This window comes from Streptomyces sp. NPDC059455 (genome assembly GCF_042750115.1).
Lineage (GTDB): Bacteria > Actinomycetota > Actinomycetes > Streptomycetales > Streptomycetaceae > Streptomyces > Streptomyces endocoffeicus.
In genome coordinates, this window is the sequence record NZ_JBHYVB010000010.1 from 1 (window position 1) to 22,829 (window position 22,829).

The 22,829-nt window shown below is 71.4% G+C and carries 12 protein-coding genes; 9 read left to right on the top strand and 3 right to left on the bottom strand.

Annotated elements, in window-relative coordinates:
* The first annotated feature begins 132 nt into the window (after positions 1 to 132).
* From ACFXB5_RS05160 to ACFXB5_RS05170, 3 genes are read left to right on the top strand one after another with little or no spacing between them, the layout of a single operon-like run.
* Entirely contained in the window at positions 133 to 1,644 is a 1,512-nt protein-coding gene (locus tag ACFXB5_RS05160; RefSeq protein ID WP_385202544.1) for an ABC transporter ATP-binding protein, read from the top strand.
* A gap of 54 nt (positions 1,645 to 1,698) precedes the next feature.
* Positions 1,699 to 12,657: an amino acid adenylation domain-containing protein gene (locus ACFXB5_RS05165; protein WP_385202547.1), complete on the top strand. Its 10,959-nt coding sequence runs from the start codon at positions 1,699 to 1,701 to the stop codon at positions 12,655 to 12,657.
* Positions 12,644 to 14,344 (top strand): ABC transporter ATP-binding protein, encoded by a 1,701-nt coding sequence (locus ACFXB5_RS05170; protein ID WP_385202550.1) that lies wholly within the window; start codon positions 12,644 to 12,646, stop codon positions 14,342 to 14,344. Before ACFXB5_RS05165 ends, ACFXB5_RS05170 begins: the two co-directional genes overlap by 14 nt.
* Positions 14,345 to 14,433: 89 nt before the next feature.
* Here the strand turns inward: ACFXB5_RS05170 and ACFXB5_RS05175 are convergent, their stop codons facing one another.
* On the bottom strand, positions 14,434 to 15,540 hold the full coding sequence (locus ACFXB5_RS05175; RefSeq protein WP_385202553.1) for an alpha/beta hydrolase-fold protein: 1,107 nt from the start codon (positions 15,538 to 15,540) through the stop codon (positions 14,434 to 14,436).
* A 93-nt stretch (positions 15,541 to 15,633) separates the two neighbouring features.
* On the opposite strand from ACFXB5_RS05175, the gene ACFXB5_RS05180 reads away from it, so the two are divergent.
* The 3 genes from ACFXB5_RS05180 to ACFXB5_RS05190 all read left to right on the top strand — a co-directional run bounded on the left by ACFXB5_RS05180 (position 15,634) and on the right by ACFXB5_RS05190 (position 18,007).
* On the top strand, positions 15,634 to 15,846 hold the full coding sequence (locus tag ACFXB5_RS05180) for an MbtH family protein (protein WP_385202555.1): 213 nt from the start codon (positions 15,634 to 15,636) through the stop codon (positions 15,844 to 15,846).
* Between the two features lie 88 nt (positions 15,847 to 15,934).
* Positions 15,935 to 17,512 carry an amidohydrolase gene (locus tag ACFXB5_RS05185; RefSeq protein ID WP_385202558.1) on the top strand — a complete coding sequence of 526 codons (1,578 nt, stop codon included), beginning with the start codon at positions 15,935 to 15,937 and terminating at the stop codon, positions 17,510 to 17,512.
* Between the two features lie 57 nt (positions 17,513 to 17,569).
* Positions 17,570 to 18,007 carry a glutaredoxin domain-containing protein gene (locus ACFXB5_RS05190; protein WP_385202560.1) on the top strand — a complete coding sequence of 146 codons (438 nt, stop codon included), beginning with the start codon at positions 17,570 to 17,572 and terminating at the stop codon, positions 18,005 to 18,007.
* 228 nt (positions 18,008 to 18,235) lie between these two features.
* On the opposite strand, the gene ACFXB5_RS05195 is transcribed toward ACFXB5_RS05190, so the two are convergent.
* Positions 18,236 to 19,195 (bottom strand): zinc-binding dehydrogenase, encoded by a 960-nt coding sequence (locus ACFXB5_RS05195; RefSeq protein WP_385202561.1) that lies wholly within the window; start codon positions 19,193 to 19,195, stop codon positions 18,236 to 18,238.
* A 250-nt stretch (positions 19,196 to 19,445) separates the two neighbouring features.
* Between ACFXB5_RS05195 and ACFXB5_RS05200 the strand changes: the two genes are divergently transcribed.
* From ACFXB5_RS05200 to ACFXB5_RS05210, 3 genes are read left to right on the top strand one after another with little or no spacing between them, the layout of a single operon-like run.
* Positions 19,446 to 20,180, top strand: coding sequence for a hypothetical protein (locus ACFXB5_RS05200; protein ID WP_385202563.1), 735 nt, complete (start codon positions 19,446 to 19,448; stop codon positions 20,178 to 20,180).
* A gap of 20 nt (positions 20,181 to 20,200) precedes the next feature.
* Positions 20,201 to 21,493 carry a sensor histidine kinase gene (locus tag ACFXB5_RS05205; protein WP_385202566.1) on the top strand — a complete coding sequence of 431 codons (1,293 nt, stop codon included), beginning with the start codon at positions 20,201 to 20,203 and terminating at the stop codon, positions 21,491 to 21,493.
* Positions 21,490 to 22,167: a response regulator gene (locus ACFXB5_RS05210; RefSeq protein WP_385202568.1), complete on the top strand. Its 678-nt coding sequence runs from the start codon at positions 21,490 to 21,492 to the stop codon at positions 22,165 to 22,167. The genes ACFXB5_RS05205 and ACFXB5_RS05210 overlap by 4 nt, the downstream gene beginning before the upstream one ends.
* Before the next feature lie 75 nt (positions 22,168 to 22,242).
* Here the strand turns inward: ACFXB5_RS05210 and ACFXB5_RS05215 are convergent, their stop codons facing one another.
* Positions 22,243 to 22,785, bottom strand: coding sequence for an AAA family ATPase (locus tag ACFXB5_RS05215; protein WP_385202570.1), 543 nt, complete (start codon positions 22,783 to 22,785; stop codon positions 22,243 to 22,245).
* Positions 22,786 to 22,829 lie beyond the last annotated feature (44 nt).

The window sequence follows — 22,829 nt, forward strand, 5'->3', positions numbered from 1 at the left end:
CCCGCCGCCCCGCGGGTCTGCGGGGGGGCCGGGGGCGGGGGGGGGGGGCCCCGGGCCCCCCGCGCCCGCCCCCGCTCCCCCGGGGGGTGGGGGGGGGGGCCCCGCCGGCCCCCCCCGGCCCCCCCCACCGCGGTGTCGACCTATCTCATCGGGCGGCTCGGCGCGGATCTGCTCGCGGGGCTGCGGGAAGGCGCCGTCCGTGCCGTGCTGGGGCTGCCGAGCGCGCGGATCGAGCAGGTCGGCCGGGGAGACGTGTTGTCCAGGGTCGGTGACGATGTGGCCGTGCTGTCCAAGGGCATCCGCACCGCCGTCCCCACCGTGTTCTCGGCGGGAGTGCTGGTCCTCATCGCCACGGTCGGCATGTTCGGACTGGACTGGCGGCTCGGCCTGGCGGGCGCCGGTGCGCTGCCCGCGTACGCGCTGGCCCTGCGCTGGTACCTTCCCCGGTCCGCTCCGCTCTACCAGAAGCAGCGGGCGGCCCAGGCCGACCGCGCACAGGCGTTGATCAGTGGCCTGAACGGGATCGACACGGTCCGGGCGTACCGCCTCGAGGGCGCCTTCCGCGAGCAGGTCACCAGCGAGTCGTGGCGAGTGCGCAATTTCGGTATCGAGGTGTTCCGGTTCTTCGGCCGGTTCGTCGGCAGGGAGAACCGCGCCGAGTTCATCGGGCTGGTCCTGATCATCGTGGTGGGGTACGCCCTGCTGGAGGCCGATGCCGCCAGCCTGGGCGAGGTGTCGTCGGCCCCGCTGATGTTCCACCGGCTGTTCACCCCGCTGGGCTCCATCATGTTCACCTTCGACGAGGCACAGAAGTCGGGCGCGAGCCTGACCCGGCTGGTCGGGGTGGTCGGGGAGGCCGCGGGGGACCGGCTGGTGGGCGACACGGCCGTCGCACCGGTGGACGCCGTGCCGTACCCGGTGACGGTGGAGGGGCTGACGTTTCGCTATCCCGGCGCCGAGGAGCCGGTCCTCCGGGACGTCAGCCTGACGATCCCGGCGGGCGGCTCGCTCGCGCTGGTGGGGGCGACGGGTGCGGGCAAGACGACCCTCGCCGCGCTGATCGCGGGCATCGGAACCCCGCAGGCCGGGTCGGTGCGTATCGGGCGGACCGACCTCGCCGGTCTGGACGAGGCCGGGGCGCGGGCCATGGTGAGCATCCTGACGCAGGACACGCATGTGTTCTCCGGTCCGCTCGCCGCCGATCTGCGGCTGGCCGCGCCGGAGGCGACCGACGCCGAGCTGATGGACGCGTTGCGCACGGTCGGCGCCGATGGGTGGGTCGACGCGCTGCCCGACGGGCTGAACACCATGGTCGGCGAGGGCGGACAGCGGCTGGACGTCACCAAGGTCGCCCAGATCGCCTTGGCCCGGCAGGTGCTGGCCCGCTCGCCGGTGGTGGTGCTCGACGAGTCGACCGCGGAGGCGGGCAGCGAGGGCGCCGCCGAGCTGGAGCGGGCCGTGCTGGCCGCGTGCTCCGGCCGGACCACGTTGTTCGTGGCGCACCGGCTGACCCAGGCGATGGCGGCGGACCGGATCGCCGTGCTGGACACGGGACGCGTGGTGGAGCAGGGAACCCACGAGGAGCTGGTGGCTCTGGGCGGCCGGTATGCGCGACTGTGGCGGGCCTGGCGAGAAGGCAGTTAGCGACCCCTGATTCAGATGAGCTTTTCATGACGCGGAAGGGATGCTGAGTCCTCGATGGTGGAACCGAGCGCTCGTCGCGTACTGCTTTCTCCCGCACGTGTTGCCGACGTACGCCGGCGGATCGGTGACTTCTCCGACCGGACCATCACGGAAGCGTGCGCCATCGGGCTGTCGTACTGGGCGACGGGCCGGAGCCCCGACGGTATCGACCTCACCCCCGGCACGCTGTTCGCCGACGTCCTCGGATGGGCCGACAACGGCGGTACCGCGCCTGACGGTTGGGAGATCGGCGCGGACGGGCGGAGCATCGTCCTGCCGGGAGGCGTCGGGCCGGCCGATGCGCAGCTCGCACTGGACGACCTGGCCGAATTCCCGGACCGGCCCATCGGCACCATCGGCCCGGCCGGCGTGGCGGCGAGGCTCGAGGCCCTGGCCGGGTGGAACGACACCGAGGCCGACCGGGTCCGCCCGACCATCGTGGAGATGTTCCATGAGCACGCGCGGACCAGGTCGGACGCGGTCGCCATCGTCGATGAGCACCGGTCGCTGACCTACCGTGAGGCGGCCGGGCTGGCCGGCCAGCTGGCCCACCACCTCATCGCCCGCGGACTGGGCCCCGAACAGGTCGTCGGCATCTCACTGCGCCGCTCCGCCGACATGGTGATCGGACTGCTCGCCGTACTCCAGGCGGGGTGCGCGTTCGTGCCGCTCGACCCGAAGTGGCCGGCCGCGCGCCGGGCCGTCGTCATCGAAGACGCCAAGGTCGTGGTGCAGCTCAACGACTCGGGCGAACGCGATCCGGCCGAACCGGACGCCGTGGCCGTCGACCTCGGCGACTGGCGCTTCGGTTCCCAGCCCACCGAGGGCCCCGCGGTCACCGTCCCCGGCGACGCCCTGGCATACGTGATCTTCACGTCCGGTTCGACCGGGCGGCCCAAGGGCGCGATGATCCGGCACGCGGCGATCAGCGAACGCCTGCTGTGGCAGACGAACGAGATCCTGGGCTTCGGCCACGACGACGCGTCGCTGTTCAAGGCGCCGTTGTCCTTCGACATCTCCATCAACGAGATCTTCCTGCCGCTGGTGTCCGGCGCCAGGCTGGTGATCCTGCGGCCCGACGGCGAACGCGATCCGCACCACCTGCTGAGCGTGATCGCCGAACAGCGCGTCACCTTCACATACCTGGTGTCGTCCATGCTGGACGTGCTGCTGGAGATCGCGGGCGACTCCGGGAGGCTGGACAGCCTGCGGCATGTGTGGTGCGGCGGGGAGGTGCTGACCCCGGAGCTGTACGAGCGGTTCCGCACCCGGCTCGACATCCCCATGTACCACGGCTACGGCCCGGCCGAGACGACGATCGGTGTCTCGCACGTCATCTACCGGGGGGCGGCGGAACGGCTGTCGACGTCGATCGGCAAGGCCAACCCCAACACCCAGCTGTATGTGCTGGACGACGAACTGCGCCCGGTCCCGGTCGGGGTCGGCGGCGAACTCTACGTGGGCGGGTTCCTGCTGGGACGCGGATACGTGGGCGCGCCCGGCCTGACGGCGTCCCGGTTCGTGGCGAACCCCTTCGCCTCGGACGGGTCCCGGCTGTACCGGACCGGTGACCTCGCGCGGTACACCCCGGACGGATCACTGGACTTCCTCGGCCGGGCCGACAACCAGATCAAGATCCGCGGTATGCGGCTGGAGATCGAGGACGTCGAGGTCGGTCTCGCGGAGCACCCCGGAGTACGGCACACCTGCGTCGTCGCGAAGAAGCACGCGACCGGCGGCACCTACCTGGTGGGATACGTGATCCCGGCCGCCGGCAGCCAGGAGCTGCGGGCGGACGAGGTCAGGGCGTGGGCCACCGAACACATGGTGGAGTACATGGTGCCCACCCAAATCGTCGTGATGACGGAGTTCCCGCTCACCGCGAACGGCAAGCTCGACCGGGGCGCGCTGCCGGAGCCCGCGGGCCCGACGGGCTCGCTCAAACAACCCACCACCGAGAACGAGCACGCGGTGTGCGCGGCCGTCGCGGCGGTGCTGCGGCTCGACGAGGTCGGTGTCGACCAGGACTTCTTCCAACTCGGCGGAGACAGCATCCTGTCGATCTCCCTGCTGAGCGCACTGCGCGACGCGGGGCTCTACGTCACGGCACGGCAGATCTTCACCCACGGCAGCGTGGGAGCACTGGCAGCGGTGGCGAGCCGCGAAGACGTCTCCACCGTGGACCACCGCGATGTCGCGACCGGTACCGTCGTGGGATCGCCCATCGTGCGGTGGCTCGGCGACACCACGGACGCGATCGACGGCTTCGTACAGTCGGTCGTGCTGAACACCCCGGCGGACCTGACCGCCGACACGCTCGACGAGATCCTCACCGCCCTGATCCAGCGGCACGACATGTTGCGCGCCAAGCTGGTGCGCGGCGAACGCTGGAGCTTCGACATCCCGGCGGCGGACCGGGCCGCCCCGGGATGGCAGGAGAGCGACCGGCCGCTCGACGAGTGCGTGGCGCTCGCCACCGAAGGGCTGGACCCGGAGGGCGGCGTGATGCTGCGTGCGGTCTGGCGCCGTGAGGCGCGGCAACTGGTCCTGATCGCCCATCACGTGGTGATCGACGGAGTGTCCTGGCGGATCCTGATGGACGACCTGGCCACCGCGTGGCGGCAGCTCGCCTCGGGCGCGCCGATCGAGTTGCCCCCGGTGGGCACGTCGTTCAGGCGTTGGACGCAGTTGCTGGAGCGCGCGGCGTTCGACGCGGATGCCTCCTCCTACTGGCGTCCCCTGCCGGGCGAGGACCAACCGGTGGGCCGGCGCGCGCTCTCCACGGCCGACACCGTGGCGACGGAGCGGCTCCGGGCCATCTCGGTCGGCCCCGAGGCCACGGCCGCGCTGCTGGGCGAGATACCCGCGAAGTTCCACGCGGGTGTCAACGACGTCCTGCTGACCGGACTCGCCGTCGCCCTCGCCCGGTGGCGCCGCGACCTGGGGCAGGAGCAGACCTTCGCCCACATCGAACTGGAGGGCCACGGCCGCGAAGGACAGTTCGTGGCGGACTCCGCCGGCTTCGAGCCCGCGCTGTCGCGGACCGTGGGCTGGTTCACCACCCTGTTCCCGGTGACCGTGGATCCCGGCGCGGCGGCCGACTTCACCGACCCCGAGTATCTGACCGCCGCGCTCAAGGCGGTCAAGGAGGACCTCGCCCGCGTGCCGGACAACGGCGTCTCGTACGGCGCCCTGCGGTACCTGACCCACGTCGAGTTCGACACGCCCGCACCACAGGTGCTCTTCAACTACCTGGGCCGCTTCGACGCGGGAACCACCGGCAACTGGCAACTCGCGCGCACCACAGCACAGTTGGGCGAAAAGCGCGACCCGAGGATGCGGCTGCCGCGCCCCCTGGAGTTCAACGCGATCGCCGAACCCGCCGCCACCGGCGAGTACGAACTGGTCACCACCATCTCCTGGCCCGACGGCATGTTCACCGACGAGGACATCGCGACCCTCGGCGGGTATTTCCGGACGGCCCTGGCCGGGCTGGCCTCGCTCGACCGGGGCGGCCACTCTCCCAGTGACTTCCCGCTCGTGCCCCTTACGCAGGCCGACGTCGATGCCCTGGACGGCCCGGCCCTGCGCGACATCCTGCCGCTGACCCCGTTGCAGGAGGGCCTGTACTTCCACTCCGTCTTCGACGACGACTCGGCCGGCGCTTACGTCGAACAGCAGCTGCTGACACTGGACGGCGCGGTGGACGCCGACCGGCTCGCGGCGGCGGCCACCCGGGTCCTCACGCTGTACCCGAACCTGGCCGCACGGTTCACGGCCCTCGCCGACGGCCGTGTGGTCTCCGTCCTGGAGAGCGGTGTGGAGGCGCCCTTCAGCACGGTGGACCGCCCCGGCGTCACCGACGACGAGGTCCGCGACCTCGCCGAGCGGGACCGGCGAGCCGGGTTCGACCTGGCCGACGGGCCGCTGATGCGGTACACGCTCATCCGCGGGGGCCCCGGCCGGAACGTCCTGGTGCAGACCGTGCACCACATCATCGCCGACGGCTGGTCGGTGCCGCCCCTGCTCCGGGCGCTGCTCGCCGAGTACCACGCGCCGGGGACCCTGTACCCGGTCGTCGGCTTCTCCGCATACGTGCGCCGACTCGCCGGACGTGACGACGACGAGAGCGACCGCGTATGGCGCGACCAGCTCGCCGGGCTGCCCGGCCCTTCGCTGGTCGCCGAGGGCCACACCCCGTCCGACCGGTTCGCCGACACCGCCGTGGAGCCGGAGGACGACATCGACGCGGCCGTCCGGGCGGCCGGCGTGCCGATGAGCGTGGCCGTGCACAGCGCTTGGGCGGTGACCCTGGGCTCCATCCTGCACGGCAGGGACGTGGTGTTCGGTTCCACGGTGTCCGGGCGTGACGCCCAGGTGCCCGGCATCGAGGACATGGTGGGTCTGTTCATCAATACGATCCCCGTGCGGGCCCGTTGGGCCCGTACCACCACGGCGCGTGATCTGCTCGCCTCCGTGCGGGAACACCAGAGCGCGGTGCTGCCGCACCAGCATGTCTCGCTGGCCAGGATCGGCCGCCAGGCCGGCGTGGGCGCCCTGTTCGACACCCTGGTGGTGTTCGACGTGGCGACCGATGTGGACGCCCTGCGGCGGCCCGACGACACGCTGGTCATCACCGACATCGTCAACGAGGGCGCTCCGCACTACCCGTTGACGCTGGTGGTGGAGCGCGCACCGGACGGCCGTCCGCGCTTCGACCTGATCTACGACGGCGAACTGCTGCGGGAGTCGGGCGCCCAGGCGATCCTGCGCACGTTCGCCCACACGTTCACCCACCTGCTCACCCGGCCGGACGTCCCCGTCGACGACCTGACGCCGGAGAGCGACCGGCGTCCCGAGCCGATCACCCCGACGACCCTGGGGGCACTGTTCGACGCCGCCGCGCACCGCGACCCGGCCGCCACCGCCGTGACCCAGTGCGCCCTCGACGGCGGTACCCGGTCGCTGACCTACGGCGAACTGGGCGACGCGAAGGACGAGTTGGCCTCGACCCTGCGCGCCGCCGGGGTCCGGCCCGGCAAGCGGGTCGCCATCGCCGTCCCACGCTCCGTCGAGCAGGTGGTCGCCTTGGTCGCGATCGTCACCGCGGGCGGCGCGTACGTACCGCTGGACCCGGCGTACCCGGACGGACGGCTGGAGTACATCCTCGCCGACGCCGCTCCGCAGGTCGTTCTCGTGGACCGTGAACAGCGGGACCGCTTCACACGGCTGCTGGCCCGGGCGGGCGTGCCGGCCCGTGTGCTGGTACCGGGAGACGAGCTGCCGCGGACCGATACGGAGGCCGGGCCGGAGGTGGGGTGGCACGACCCCGCGTACGTCATCTACACGTCCGGATCGACCGGCAGACCCAAGGGTGTCGTCGTCCCGCACTCCAGCGTGGTGACCCTGCTCGCGAACACCCGGCCGGACACGGACTTCGGACCGCATGACGTCTGGGTCCAGTTCCACTCCTTCTCCTTCGACTTCGCGGTCTGGGAGCTGTGGGGCGCGCTGGCGCACGGCGGTGAGCTGCTGGTGCCGGAGTACGGGCTGACCCGCTCGCCGGTCGACTTCCACCGGCTGGTCCGCGACCGCGGAGTGACCGTGCTCAACCAGACCCCGTCGGCGTTCTACCAGTTCATCGAGGCCGACCGGCAGACGGGCGAGCCGTTGCCCGCGCTGCGCCGGATCATCTTCGGCGGCGAGGCGCTGGACCTCGGGCGGCTGCGCGGCTGGATCGAGCGGCACGGCACCGGATCGCCCGAGCTGGTCAACATGTACGGCATCACCGAGACCACCGTCCATGTCACCCACCGGGTACTGACCGATGACGACTTCGGTCTCGGCGGCGATGCCAGCCCGATCGGCGGCCCGATCCCCGGCCTGGTCATCCATCTGCTCGACGACCGGCTCCGGCCGGTGCCGCCGGGCCGAGTGGGCGCCATCTACGTCGCCGGCGACCAGGTTTCGCTCGGCTACCTGAGCAGGCCGGGGCTCACCGCGGGCCGTTTCGTGGCGAACCCGTTCGCGGGCGACGGCTCCCGCATGTACCACACGGGCGACCTCGCCATCCGCACCCTCGACGGTGAGCTGGAGTTCATCGGACGCTCCGACGACCAGGTCCAACTCAAGGGATTCCGGATCGAGTTGGCCGAGGTGGAAGGCGCGGTCAGGGAGCTCGAGGGTGTGGTCGACGTGGCCGTCACCGTGGCGGACAGCGGCGACCACCTGGTCGCGCACATCGTGGGCCGGGTGCCGCGCGATGTCACCGAGCTGTTGTCCACGAAGCTGCCTGTGCACATGGTGCCGGGGCGGGTGCTGCCAGTAGACGCACTGCCGTTGACGGTGAATGGCAAGCTGGATCGCAAAGCCCTGATCGAGCGCGCCCGAAGGGGCGCGGGGCTGTATCCGAATGCGGCTCCGCCGCGGGGCGCGACCAGCCACGACGCACTCGCGGACGAAGACGCTGCTGTGGCCGCACTGCCTGTGCTCGTCGACATCTTCGCCGAAAGCCTGCCTGGCTCCGCCGTGGACGCCGACACCGACTTCTTCCGCGCCGGAGGCGACAGCATCGTCGCCATCACCGTGATCAACCGGGCCAGGGCGCTCGGCCTGGCGATCGCGCCACGGGACGTGTTCCTGTTCAGGACACCTCGTGCGCTCGCCGAGCACCTGGGAACGCCCACACCGCGGGCCGCCCCCGCGCCCGCGCCCGTCCGCCGCGAGGACGGCCCACTGACGCCGACGCCGATCATCCTGCGCCAGCGGGAACTGGGCGGATCGCTCGCCCGGTTCGCCCAGGCCAGAACGCTGGTGGCCCCGGAGGGCACCGGATTCGCCGACGTCGAGCGCGCCGCGAACGCCGTCGTGGCCGCGCACCCGGCCCTCCGGCTGCGGCTGCGCGTCGAGCACGGAGTGTGGGCCCTGCACACCGAGCCCGACGTCGAGATGACGGTCGTACGGGCGGACACGGCCGACGCGACGGCCGTGGCGAACGAGGCCGCCGGACGGCTCGATCCCGAGTCCGGGGACGTGGTCGCGTTCTCGTGGCTGGAGGCGAGCCGGACCCTGGTGGTCACCGTGCACCACCTCGCCGTCGACTCGGTGTCCTGGCTGGTCCTGCTGGACGACCTGGCCACCGCCCTGCGCGGGGAGACCCTGCCGCCGCCGACCACGTCGTACGCCGAGTACGCCGAGGCGCTGGCCCTCCGAGCCACCCATGCCGCCGACGACCTCGGACACTGGGTCACCACCCTCCAGGCGCCCGAACTGCTCCCGACAGTCGGGGTGTTGCGCGATACCACCGTCGTGCTCGCCCCCGACGTGAGCGACCGCCTGACGCGTACCGCGCCCGCCGCACTCGGCGTCGGCCTCACCGAGCTGCTGTGCGGCGCGCTGCGCACCGCGCTGACCCGCGTCCAGCCATCGCCCACCGATCTCGCGATCGAGCTGGAGCGGCACGGTCGGGTCCCGGCGCTGGAACACCACGACTACACCCGCACGGTCGGCTGGTTCACCTCCATCGCGCCCGTACGGCTCACCGCGCACACCGACCCCGTCGCGGCGGCGTACGAAGTGGCCGAACGCCAGCCGGACGAGCGGGCGCACGTCGCCTACGGCCAGCTCAGGTACCTCAACCCGCAGACGGCGCCGCTGCTCAACCCACGCCCACAGGTGTTGTTCAACTACCTCGGCCGGGGCGGCGAGTCCCAGGCGCCGCGTCTCACCGGCGGCGATCAGGGCAGCCCGTACGCCGTCGAGGTCAACGCCTGGACCGACGCGGCCACCGGAAGCCTGCACACGGACTTCACCCTCGCCGAGGGCGTCCCGGACGAGATCACCGAACACTGGCGGCGCGCACTGGAACACATCGCGGACGCCTCCGCGACGGCCGAGCGCACCGCACCGGTCACCGCGCTCCAGCGGGGCCTGTTCTTCCAGGCCCAGATGGCGGGCCCGGCCGGACACTATGTCGCGCAGAGCTGGTTCACCTTCGACCGGCGCCTGGACACCGACGCGCTGGCCGAGGCGATGGCGTACGTGATCGAGCGGCATCCGGCCGTGGGCGCCGGCTTCACCACCGACGACGACGGAAACCCGGTCCAGGTCCTGGGGGCGGGCCGACGGGTCGATGTCCGCACGTTCGCTCTCGCCACGGACGCGGAAGTCGACGCCCTGCGCACCCGGGACCGTGACACCGGATTCGACCCGGGTGAGCCGCCGCTGATCCGGATGACCGTGGTGCGGCTGCCCGACGACCACGACGGGCTGCTGCTCAGCTACCACCTGCTGCTGTGGGACGGCTGGTCCCGCGAGATCGTGCTGCGGGACCTGTTCGACGCCTACCAGGCCGTTCTCGAGGGCGAGTTGCCCGCCCCGACCCCGGCCACGCCGAGCTTCGAGGACCACGCCCGGGCGCTCGATGCCAGGGACTCCGCCGCATCGGAGCGCTTCTGGGCGGAGCACCTGGCCGGTCTCCCCGGCCCGACACTGCTCGCCGGACCGGCGCCCGCCCTCTCGGACGATCTGCCGCGCGCGCACGTGCACACGCTGTCCGCCGGACAATCGGAGTCGCTGAGGGAGGCGGCCAAAGCGCACGGCGTCACCCTGAACTCGGTGCTGACCGGCGCGTTCGGCCTCCTGCTGGGCGCACACACGGGCCGTGGCGACGCCGTGTTCGGCGTGACCGTCTCCGGCCGGGAGGGCGAGGGGCTGCACGACATCGTCGGCGTGCTGCTCAACACCGTGCCCATGTGGACGCGGGCCCGGCCGGACGACACGGTCGGCGCGTATCTGTCGGCCGTACAGGCGGCCAGGGTCGAGGCGATGGAGCACGAGCACCTGGGGCTCGGGGAGATCCAGCGAGCCAGTGGGCACGACACCCTGTTCGACAACCTGTTCGTGCTGCAGAACTTTCTGGACATGGACGCGTTCGCCGAGATGAACGCCCGGCACGGCATCACCTCGGTGACGGCCGATGACTCCACCCACTACCCGTTCACCTGGGTCGTCACGCCCGGCGACCGGCTCACGGTCAAGCTGGAGTACCGCGACGAGGACACCGGCAACGCCCGCCGCCTCCTCGATGACTACCTGCGTGTGCTCGACGACCTGGCCCGGTCGACCGGGCCGGTCGGCGCGCTGCGGGGGCTGGGGCCAAAACCCTCGCGGGGGGCGCGTACGGACATCGGTACGGACACCGTGGTCGACCGGTTCGACCAGGCGGCGGACCGCGACCCGCGGCGGGTGGCGCTCGTCGCCCACGGCTCGACCATGACCTTCGCCGAGCTGCGGGACCGCGGCCGCGCCGTGGCCGGTGTGCTCGCGGGGCGTGGCATCGGCCCCGAGACGACCGTGGGCCTCGCGATCCCGCGCTCCCTCGACTCGATCGTGGCGCTGTTCGCGGTGCTGCGTGTGGGCGCCGCGTACGTTCCGCTGGAGCTGGACCACCCGGATGAGCGGATCGCCGCGATCGTCGCGGACGCCCGCCCGGACGTGATCCTCACCGTGAGCGCGGTGTCGCCCCGGCTCACCGGTGACCTGATCGAACTGGACCGGCCCCTCCCCGAGGGGAAACCGTACGTGACGTTCGCGAAGGACGACCCGGACCGGCTGCGGCACCCCGCGTACACCATCTACACCTCCGGGTCGACCGGGAAGCCCAAGGGCGTGGTGACCGAGTACGCGGGTCTCACCAACATGCTGATCAACCATCAGCGCCGGATCTTCGAGCCGGTGCTGGCGGCCCACGGCCACCGGGTTTTCCGGATCGCGCACACCGTGTCGTTCGCCTTCGACATGTCGTGGGAGGAGCTGCTGTGGCTCGCCGACGGCCACGAGGTGCACATCTGCGACGAGGAGCTGCGCCGTGACGCGCCCCGGCTGGTCGAGTACTGCCTCGAGCACGGCATCGACGTCATCAACGTGACCCCGACCTACGCACAGCAGCTGGTGGCCGAGGGCCTGCTCGACAACCCGGAACGGCGGCCGGCGCTGGTGCTGCTGGGCGGCGAGGCCGTCACTCCGGCGCTGTGGCGGCGGCTCGCCGAGACCGAGGGGACGGTCGGCTACAACCTCTACGGGCCCACCGAGTACACCATCAACACCCTCGGCGTCGGCACCTTCGAATGTCAGGACCCGGTGGTGGGCGTGGCGATCGACAACACCGATGTCTACGTACTGGATCCATGGCTGCGGCCGCTGCCGGACGGAGTGCCCGGTGAGCTGTATGTGTCGGGCATCGGCATCGCGCGTGGCTATCTCGGGCAGCCCGCCCAGACCGCGCACCGCTTCGTGGCGTGCCCGTTCGGCGAACCCGGCGAGCGCATGTACCGCACCGGGGACCTGGTCGTCCGCCGGCCCGACGGCAACCTGATGTACCTGGGCCGCACCGACCAGCAGGTCAAGATCCGGGGACACCGGGTCGAACTGGGCGAGGTCGAGGCCGTGTTCGCGGCACACCCCGCGGTCCGATTCGTCGCCGCGGTCGCCCAGCCCGATCCGCGGGTCGACGGCGCGTACCGGCTGGCCGCCTATCTGGTGCTGGAGGACGCGGAGCTGGCGACGGTGGCCACCGAAGTGGGCGCCGGGCTGCCGGACTTCCTGCGCCCGACGCACTACGCCCAGGTCGACGGCATCCCGCTGACGGTGAACGGGAAGGCTGACACCAAGGCGTTGCCGGAGGCCAAGCCGCTGGGCGCGCTGACCACAGCGGGGGAGCGGGGGCCCGCGACCGAGACCGAGACCGTGGTGTGCGAGTTCTTCGCCGAGGCACTGGACCTGGACGACGACGAGGTGAGCGCGGTGAGCGACTTCGTGTCCCTGGGAGGGCACTCCATGCTGGCGGTGCGGCTGATCGGGCTGCTCCGCCGCGAGTACGGTCCGTTGATCACCATCCGAGACCTGTTCACCCTGCGCACCCCGGAAGCGATGGCCCGCCACCTCGATGCCCGAGTCCTCGATGACAACTCCTGACACCCGGCGGACCCGACCGGGGTCCGACATCCTCCGGACCGCACTGCGCCGCAACATCGGCGCCATGGCCGGGGGCACCGTCCTCATGGGCCTCTACCAGGCGGGTGAGACGGCCTTCCCCATCGCGCTCGGCCTGATCGTCGAGCACACGATGCGCCACCGGAGCCTCGGCGCGCTCGGCCTGTCGATCGCCGCGCTGGCGGTGATCATCACGACGGTGTCGCTGTCGTGGCGGTTCGGGATGCGCATCCTCCAGAAGGCCAACACGACCGAGGCACACCGCTGGCGGGTGAGGGTCGCGGCCTGTGGCCTCCAGCCGGTGGCCAGGGACGTGGACCTCAAGTCCGGCGAGGTGCTGACCATCGCCACCGAGGACGCCGACCAGACGGCCGATATCATCGAGGTGGTGCCGCTGCTGATCAGCTCGCTGGTCGCGGTGCTGGTCGCGGCGGTCGCCCTCGGCCTGGCCGACGTGCGGCTCGGCCTGCTGGTGATCGTGGGAACCGTCGCGATCCTGTCGGTCCTGAGCGTGCTGTCCAAGCGGATCGGCTCCAGCACCCGCGAGCAGCAGGCCCGGGTGGCGCGGGCGGGCGCGAAGGTCGCCGACCTGATCACCGGGCTGCGCCCGCTGCACGGCTTCGGCGGCAACCATGCCGCGTTCCGGTCCTACCGCGAGGTCAGCACGGAGGCGAAACACCAGGCGATCACGGTCGCCAAGGTCAACGGCGGGTACGCGGGCACCGCGCTGGCGCTCAACGCGATCCTCGCCGCCGCCGTGACCCTGACGGCGGGCTCGCTGGCGTGGAGCGGCCGGATCAACATCGGCGAACTCGTCATGGCGGTGGGGCTGGCGCAGTTCATCATGGAACCGCTCAAGCTGTTCTCGGAGATGCCGAAGTACGTGATGATGGCGCGCGCGTCGGCCGAGCGGATGGCGCTGGTGCTGGCCGCGCCGCCGGTGACGGCTTCGGGGGCGGAGCACCCGGCCGCGGGCGGCGACCTCGACATCGACTGCGTCCGGTACGGCTCCCTGCGCAACCTGAAGTTCCAGGTGAGAGCCGGTGAGTTCGTGGCGATCGCCGCCTACCAGCCGCGCGCGGCGGCCGACCTGGCGTCGATTCTGGCCGTGACCGTCCCGCCCGATACGTACGAGGGAGCGGTGCGGGTGAGCGGGCGGGAGCTCAGGGACCTGTCGGTCGAGGCGGTCCGCGCGTACATGCTGGTGAACCCGTACGACGGGGAGATCTTCGCGGGCACCCTCCGTACGAACATCGACCCGTTGGGCACCAGCAGGATGGTCCCCGAGGCCATCGAAGCGTCCATGCTGACCGACGTGGTCGCCCTCCACCGTGAAGGACTCGACTACGGTGTCCGCGACCGCGGTGCGAACCTCTCCGGGGGCCAGCGCCAGCGGCTGTCCCTGGCCCGGGCGCTGGCCGCCGACACCGATGTCCTCGTCCTGCACGACCCGACGACGGCCGTCGACGCGGTCACCGAGCAGTTCATCGCGCGCAACGTCGCGAAGCTGCGCCGGGGCCGGACCACCATCGTGATCACCAGCAGCCCGGCCCTCCTGGACGCCGCCGACCGTGTCCTCGCACTGGACGACGGCGTCATCACCGCAGAGGACACCCATCGCAACCTCCTCGCCACGGACGAGGACTACTGCGCGGCGGTGGCGAGGTGAGAGCCTGTGTCATATCCCCGGCCGGATCAGCGTGCGTGCCAGGCGTCGCACGCCCGGCCGGGGATATGACCAGGCTCTGACGCCCCCGGCTAGCCCAGCGCCCAGGCGACATCCCTGAGCAGGGCCTGCCGCCAGCCCGCGCGGTCGTGGCCCGACGCCGACCGCGAGACCCGTACGGTCGCGCCGGTCCGTTCGGCCAGGGTCTCGATCAGCTCGCAGTGGGGGAGCATCCGGGTCTCGTGTTCCCCCACGTCGAACGCGACACGCAGGCCGGACAGATCGGCACGCTCCCGCAGCCGCGCGGCGACGGTGCCGCCGACCGGGCCGCCCAAGGGGTCCGGCAGGTCCATGGCGTCGGGTGTCCACCAGAAGGACCCCGACTGACAGGCGACGCGGGACACCAGGTCCGGGAACTCCAGCGCCGCGTACATCGCGCTCAGCCCGCCCATGCTCTGCCCGGCGACCACCAGCCGGTCCACATCGGCGGATACGCCGGATTCCGCCACCAGCGGCAGCAGTTCGTCCCGGATCGCCTCCCACAGGGCGGGTCCGCACCCGAACTCGGTCTCCCTGTCCCTGCTCGGCAGGAAGACGAGCGTGACGGCGGGCATCTCGCCACTGGCGACGGCCGCGTCGAACGCGGTCATGGCCGGGTGCAGGTACAGCCAGTCGTCCCCGTCGAGCAGCAGGACCACGGGTCCGCCACCGCCCGCCGGGTGGACTCGCACGGTGCGCCGCCCGCCGAGCCGTTCGCTGCTCCAGCGGATCCGGGTGCGCGGGAGCGGCAGTACGGCGTCGGTGCCGGCGCCGATGACGGGCCAGTGCGGCTGGGCCGGGGCGTCCGGGGTCGCGGCGATGGACCGGTCGCCGCCCGCACCGACCGGGTTGAACGGGTCGGCGTGCGCCGCGTCGCCCACGAGGAATTGATAGGTCACCCGCAGCCGCTCGGGCATGCGCACCTCGGCGTACCAGCAGTCCGTATCACCCCACCGGCCCAGGGGGACCGGCTCCGACCAGCTCTCGAAGCCGATGCGCGCAGGAGAGCCGCGCCACAGGAACAGGGTTACCCAGCCACCGCCGTCGGCGGGCACCGACGCGGGTGTCCTCGCCGCCGCCCAGAACTCGTCGGTGCCGGGTGCGCCGGGCAGCCCGAACCCGACGAAGGCGTTCTCCCTATCGGCCGCGCCCAGGCGCATGAACGTCTCCTTGTGAGAGGGAAGGGACAGAGCTAAACTCCCGTCAATTAGGCGAGCCTAACCTAAGTCAGGTCTTCGTAGGAGGCGCTGGGCATGAGCACAAACCCTTTCGATGACACCGAAGGCCGTTTCCTGGTCCTGGTGAACGACGAGGGCCAGCACTCACTCTGGCCCGCCTTCGCCGAGGTGCCCGGGGGATGGACGACCGTCTTCAACGAGAACACCCGCGAGGCGTGCCTGGAGTTCATCGAGGCCCACTGGACCGACCTGCGCCCCCGATCCCTGGCGGCGACCATGGAGAACTGAACCAGCCGTCACCTGGAGAACTGACTCGGGCCGCCGCCTGACCCCTCGTCATCGCAAGCCGCCCAGGCACCGAGGAGAGCCCTGGCAGATGCTCTGCACCAGACTGACGAACGCCCGCTTCCTCACCATGGACCCGGACCACCCCGTTGCCCACGACCTGGGCATCTGGCGGGGCCGGATCGTGGGCCTGGACGAGGCCGTGACCCCCCTGCCCGCCCGTGAGGTGATCGACCTGCGGGGCGCCACCGTGCTGCCCGGGTTCATCGACCCCCATGTGCACCTGGCCTGGACCGGGTTCAAGCAGAAGACCCCGAGCATCGCGGGGCGCACTCGCATCGACGACATGCTCGCCACCGTGGAGGAGGCCGTCACCCGGAACAGCTCGCCCGGAGCCTGGGTGAGCATCGTCGGCTACGACCAGCGAGCCCTGGGACGCCACCTGACCGCCGCCGAACTGGACAGGGTCAGCCACGGACGCAAGCTGTTGGTGACGCACGATTCCGGACACGGCTGCCTCGTCAACTCCGCCGTTCTCGACCTGCTCCCCGCCGACATCCCGCACGAGAGCGGCTTCCTCGCCGAGGGTGCCATGGGCGCCGCCCGCGCTCTGCGCCTCCCGCACTCCCAGCGGGAACTGGCCGAGGCGATCGCCCGCGCCGCCCGCACCTGCCTGGCCGAGGGCGTCACCGCCTGCGCCGAGGCGGGCATCGGCGGAGCCCTCTTCGGCCACAGCCCGGTCGAGCTGGGCGCCTACCAACTCGCCCACGAATCAGGTCTGTTGCCGCTGCGGGTACAGGTCATGGTGTCCGCCGACCGGTTGCACCCGGTCGCCGCACACGAAGCCGACGGCATTCCCCGAGCCCTCGACCTCGGACTGCGCACCGGGTTCGGCGGCGACCGGCTCTCCGTGGGCGCGCTGAAGATCTACACAGACGGCGGCATGATGGCCCGGACCGCCGCGCTCAGCGGCCCGTACAAGGGGCTGGATCACATGGGTGAGCTACAGGACGACCCGGAGGCGCTCGCGGACACGATCGTGGACGGCCATCTGGCCGGGTGGCAGCTCGCGGTCCACGCGATCGGCGACCGCGCCGCTGACGTGGCCCTGGACGCCCTGGAACGGGCCCAGCGCCTCCGGCCACGCCCCGGCGCCCGGCACCGCATCGAGCACGCCGGCCTGATCCGCCCCGACCAGCTTCCGCGCTTCGCGCAACTCGGCATCAGCGCGGTCGTCCAGCCCAACTTCCTGCGCTACTTCGGCGACGACTACGCGGCGATCATGGGCGAGGAACGGGCCCCGTGGCTCTACCGCGGCAAGGCATTCCTGGACCACGGCATCCCCCTCGTCGGCAGCTCCGACCGTCCCGTCACGGACGGATCTCCGCTGAGGGCCATCCAGTTCATGGTCGAGCGAACCTCCGAATCCGGTCAGGTGATCGGCCCGGATGAGGGGATCACCCTCGACGAGGCCCTGCGGGCCTACACGGCCACAGGCGCGTTCGCCTGCCACTGGGAGGACAGCCTGGGAAGCCTCACCCCGGGCAAGCTCGCCGACCTGGTCGTGCTCGGCGACGACCCCCGGCGGGTCGAGACGTCGCGTATCGGGGACATCGAGGTGGTGGCGACGTACGTCGACGGTCGAGAGACCGGGACGTCGGCGTCATGAGCGGGAAGCCGACGGTCGTCGAAGCCGGAGCCCGGCACACCGATAGCCTTGGCCGCTATGACGCGCGCTTGGATCCTGCCGATAGTCCTCGTGCTCTGCGGCGCAGCCCTCGCCACCGGCCTGATCTCCAGCGGAAACCCCGGCACAGCCGTAGCGCTCCTGCTGGTGTTCGCACTGCTCGCAGGTGTGAACTCGCCTCTGATCTTCCCGAGGTCGATCAGCGCACCGGAGGCACAACGACGCAGCGCGGCAGACGGCCGCCCAGTCGTCTTCTGGCGACCGGGCTGCGCGTTCTGCCTCCGCCTGCGCATCCGCCTGGGCCGCGGCGCCCGCCAGGCGCACTGGGTCAACATCTGGCGTGACCCGACTGGAGCGGCAACAGTAAGGGCGGCCAACGACGGCAACGAGACCGTACCGACCGTCGTCGTGGCAGGCCGGCCACACACCAACCCCGACCCCGCATGGGTACGCGAACAGCTCTCCCGCTCGGCGTGACCGGCGGGCTCGGCTCCTTCGCGGGAACGCATCCCTGGCCTCGGCCGTGGCGCGCGCCAAGGGGGCGGGGCCCGGGTGATGTGCCGAGTCCAGAACTTCGACGACGCGGAGGCGGCCGTCGCCGCGGACGTGGTCCGGACGATCAGCGACGAGGCCGAGGCGATCCTGGACTCGCGACCTCGGTCGCTGCTGGGCTGACGGAGAGTGTGAACGCCGAGGAGGCCGGGGTCAGCCCCTGGGGCGGGTGATCAGGCGGCCGCGGACCTTGCCGTGGCGGAGTCGGTCCAGGCCCTGGTTGAGATCGGCGAAGGGGATCTCCTCCACGATCGGTTCGATCCGGCCGTCCGCGATGAAGCCCAGAACCTGACGGTATTCGTCCTTGCTGGCGCCGTAGGAGCCGCGGAGCTGCACGCTTTTGCGGATGAGGCTGCCGTTGGAGAAGGTCGTGGTCTGCGTACCGAGGCCGACCATGACCACGCGGCCGTTGCGGCGTACGGCATCGATCGCGTCGGACGTGGTGGAGCCCACGCCCGCGAAGTCGATGATGGCATCGGGCCGCAGGTCCGCCAGCGCGGCGGTGTCGGTGAAGCACTCGCGGGCGCCCGCAGCGTGGGCGGCCTCGAAGGTGTCGGGGTTGATGTCCACGCCGTAGACCGTGGCCCCCGCGATCACTCCCGTACGGACTCCGTTGAGGCCGAGACCGCCGAGCCCGATGACGGCGACCACCTCGCCCGGTTTGGCCTGGGCCTCGGTGCGGACCGCGTGGTAGGCGGTGACAACGGAGTCCGTGGCGACGGCCGCATGGACGGTGGAGACGTTGTCGGGCAGGGGGACGAGGGTGGAGGCATGGGCGACCAGGCCTTCGGCGTAGCCGCCGTCGACGCCGATGCCCGGCGCGTAGGACGCCTGGACCTGCGGATGCGCGATGATCGCGACGGCCACGCGATCGCCAATCGCATAGCCCTCCACGCCTTCGCCGAGGGCGGACACGGTGCCTGCGACCTCGTGGCCGAGAGTGAAGGGCGGTCGGCAGATGGGCTCGATCAGGCCGTCCATCACATGGACGTCGGAGTGGCACAGCCCGGCGGCCTCGACGTCCACCACGACCCAGCCCGGGGCGGCCACCGGGTCCGGCAGTTCGGCACTCTGCAGCGGGGCGCCCTGTGCCACGTACCGGAATGCCTTCATCGATTACTCCCAAGGGCTCGTTGGCTGAGGAACCGCCGCAGCCTACCGCCGCGTCAGTTTCCGGCTATGAGTGGGCGGTTGGCTGGTGGCCCGGGGTGAACGTCAGTGTTGGTCATGACCGCGCGTCATGGTGACGGTGAGGTCGGACCAGGGTCAGAGGCGCGGCGGGGGAGGTACGACCACGGTCCGACCCGGAAGTGTGGTCCGTGCTCCGACGACGTGGCGTGTGCGGTGGCGACATCGTTGCCCCATGACCGTCACTTCTCCGTCAATCGCCGCGCCGCAGGCTCTCTTCCCGGGACGCTGGGTGGGCGCGGCATCCCTCGTCGTCGGGCCCTTGCTGGTACTTGCCGGTGTGCTGCTCCGCATGCGCTTCAGCTTCTTCTTTCCCGCGCAGCTGAGCGCCTACGAGCGCCATCCGCGTCTCATGACCGCCTCGTACAGTCTTGTTTCGGCGGGGTGGGCGCTGCTCTGGCCGGGAGTGGCGCTCCTGGCCGCCCGGATCGGTGCGCGTTTCCGGGAGCTGGCTGTGTGGGGCGGTGCCCTCACCGTCCTGGGCCTGTTCGCCCGGGTGTTTCACGCAGGCGTGGATCACGCGGACTTCCAGCTGGTGACCGCTCAGGGCGCGGTATCGGCGGCCCGGACCGTGAGCGAGACCTATGGCGCTTTCCACGTCTTCAGCACGCTGAACGCGGCCATCATGAGCGGCTGGATCCTACTGGCCGTGGGCGCCTACCGCGCACAGGTGCTCGGACCCCTGCGTGCGGCGGCCCTGGGCCTGGTGTCGGCGATGCCACTGGGGGTGCTGAAGGGGACGACGGCAGGGTCGGTCGCGGCTGCCGCGGGGCTGTGCGTGGCACTCGTACCGCTGGGCGTGGCCGCATGGCGCACAGGGCCAACTCCCCGGGCGGCCACGGTCGTCGGGAGGCTTGTACTGGTGGGTGTGGTGGCCACCGCGATGTTCTGCTTCGGGCAGGCGGGATGAGCGCCCGGTATTGTCGTGCGGTGCGCATTGTGCGGTGGCGCCCACGGACAGGGCCACATCTGCTGGCGGTCGACGCCTGCGTGGCGGGCGTGGTGACGGCCGCGTATGTGGCACTGGCCGGGCAGGGCGGGTCCGACGGCCTTCCCCGGTTCTCCGGCCCGGTGTGGGCGGGCTGGCTGGTGGCGGCGGGTGTGGGAGCACCGCTGGCCATTCGGCGCCTGTGGCCCCTGCCCGCCCTCGCGGTGGTGCTGGGCGCCACGGCAGCGGCGACCCTCCTCGACATCACCCGCGACCCCTACCTCTCCACCGCCCTGGCCCTCTACGCGGTGGCGCTCCTGATACCGCCCCGCCGGGCCGTGGTGACACTCGCACTGACCCTGGCCGTCTCGGCGGCCGCGGTCATCACCGGGGAGGCGGTGCTGACCCCGTCCGGCCCGTGGCCGGAAGCGCTCGGAACCGCGGCGCTGGTGTGGCTGGTGGTCGGTGGCGCTTGGGCCGCGGGCCGTGCCGTACGTCAGCGGCGAGCCCGGGCGGTACGGCGCGAGCGGCGCCTGGCCGAGGAGGCGCTGGCCGAGGAACGCCTGCGCATCGCCCGGGAGTTGCACGACATCGTCTCGCACAGCCTCAGCGTGATCGTCGTCAAGGCGTCCGTCGCCAATCACGTGGCCGAGGAACGCCCCGAGGAGACACGGGACGCCATCGGTGCGATCGAGCGGACCGGCCGGGAGGCGCTGACCGAGATGCGGCGCGCCCTGGGCATGCTGCGCGGCGACCCCGCCACACCGCACACACCAGGTGCCGGCGCCGGACCGCACGCGTCGGGTGCCGGCGCCGGACCGCACACGTCAGGTGCCGGCTCGGCGCGGATGGCACCCCCTCCCGGACTGGACGACCTGCCCTCGCTGGTCCGGCGTGCCGAACAGGCAGGCATCCGCATCAGGCTCCGTACACGCCTGGCGGCCGACCTCCCGGCGGGGACGGCACTGACCGTCTACCGCATCGTCCAGGAGGCACTGACCAACGTCGTCAAGCACGCCGGCGACGGAACGCACTGCGAGGTGACCGTCACCGCGGACACGCGCGGCCAGGTGCAGATCGAAGTGGTCGACGACGGAGCGGGGAGGGCGGCCGCGTCCGGTCGAGGGGACCTCAGGGGCGGTCACGGACTGGTGGGGATGCGGGAACGGGCGATGATGTACGGGGGGACGCTTCAGGCCGGGCCACGGCCCGGCGGCGGGTTCGCCGTCTCGGCCAGTCTCCCGGCCGAACCCACGCACGGCACCGCACCGGACCGAAGGGAGCCGACCGCGTGACCGAACCGATCCGGGTACTCGTCGCCGACGACCAATCCCTGCTCCGAGGCAGCTTCCGGGTGCTCATCGACACCGCGCCCGGGCTGACCGCGGTGGGCGAGGCCGGCACCGGCGCCGAAGCCGTCGAGAGCACCCGGCGGCTGCGCCCGGACGTGGTGCTCATGGACATCCGAATGCCCGGCATGGACGGGATCGAGGCCACGCGGCACATAGCCCGGTCGCCCGAGACAGCGCGGACACGCATCCTCATCCTGACGACCTTCGACCTCGACGAGTACGTGTACGGCGCGCTGCGGGCCGGGGCAGCGGGGTTCCTGCTGAAGGACACATCCCCCGAGGTCCTGCTGGCCGGCATCCGCACCGTCGCCGCCGGGGAGTCCCTCCTGGCCCCCTCGGTGACCCGGCGCCTGATCGCCGAGTTCGCCCGCCTTCCCCACGCCCGCCCGGCTCCCCGCTCCTCGCTTGCGAGCCTCACGGACCGCGAGCGAGAGGTCCTGCTGCTGGTGGCGCGCGGGTTTTCCAACACCCACATCGCCGAGTACCTCCACCTCAGCCACGGCACCGTGAAGACACACATCGGCAGGCTGCTGAGCAAGCTGGAAGCGCGCGATCGTGCGCAACTGGTCATCAGCGCCTACGAATCAGGGCTCGTCACGGCGGCCAGCGGCTCCTGAACTCCGGTCCCAGCCAGAGGGGTTGAGCGTTCGGGCCGCGATGCGGGAGCTGTACCGCGGATCGTGCACCGGTCCTCAAGTGATCGAATTGGCCCAGCCGGTCGCGGTCACCACCTCACGCGCGATATCTACGACAACACGCCCATCCGTCGCCACCCGTACAGTCTCCGCGGTGGCCTGCTGGTCCAGCAGCCGTGCCTTGCGAGCACTGCTCTTCAGCTCCTGCTCCAGCTCCGAGCCGAGTTCCCGGCGCACCAGCCGCTCTCGGGCGGTGGCATCGGTGGCGGTGAGCAGAACCCGTATGATCCGCGTCCCCGTTCCCATAGCGCGCTCGAACATTCCCGTGGACTCAGGCAGCACACTCACGGTGTTGGTGTAGATCAGTCGGCGGTAGCCGCGTCGGGCGAAGTTCGCCCACACGGCCGTCAGATTGCTTTCGGTGATCTCCGAGCAGTGAGGATCTCCCTCCGGGGCCGGATGGACCTGCCCCATGAAGTCGCCATCGATGACCGCGTGCGAGACGGCTGCGGCCCGCAGTACGGCCGATACCTCCCACCCCACCGTCGTCTTGCCAACTCCGGCCCGCCCTCCGATGAGCAGTACTTCCGCGTGATCCATGGAGGCAGCCTGCCATCACACATCCGTCTGAGGCGATCCGATAT

Excerpts from the sequence above, each read along its gene's own strand:
- ACFXB5_RS05180 (WP_385202555.1), top strand. The coding sequence starts at position 15,634 with ATGAGCACAAACCCTTTCGATGACACCGAAGGCCGTTTCCTGGTCCTG.
- ACFXB5_RS05165 (WP_385202547.1), top strand. The coding sequence starts at position 1,699 with ATGGTGGAACCGAGCGCTCGTCGCGTACTGCTTTCTCCCGCACGTGTT.
- ACFXB5_RS05175 (WP_385202553.1), bottom strand. The coding sequence starts at position 15,540 with ATGCGCCTGGGCGCGGCCGATAGGGAGAACGCCTTCGTCGGGTTCGGG.
- ACFXB5_RS05195 (WP_385202561.1), bottom strand. The coding sequence starts at position 19,195 with ATGAAGGCATTCCGGTACGTGGCACAGGGCGCCCCGCTGCAGAGTGCC.
- ACFXB5_RS05190 (WP_385202560.1), top strand. The coding sequence starts at position 17,570 with ATGACGCGCGCTTGGATCCTGCCGATAGTCCTCGTGCTCTGCGGCGCA.
- ACFXB5_RS05200 (WP_385202563.1), top strand. The coding sequence starts at position 19,446 with ATGACCGTCACTTCTCCGTCAATCGCCGCGCCGCAGGCTCTCTTCCCG.
- ACFXB5_RS05215 (WP_385202570.1), bottom strand. The coding sequence starts at position 22,785 with ATGGATCACGCGGAAGTACTGCTCATCGGAGGGCGGGCCGGAGTTGGC.
- ACFXB5_RS05170 (WP_385202550.1), top strand. The coding sequence starts at position 12,644 with ATGACAACTCCTGACACCCGGCGGACCCGACCGGGGTCCGACATCCTC.
- ACFXB5_RS05185 (WP_385202558.1), top strand. The coding sequence starts at position 15,935 with ATGCTCTGCACCAGACTGACGAACGCCCGCTTCCTCACCATGGACCCG.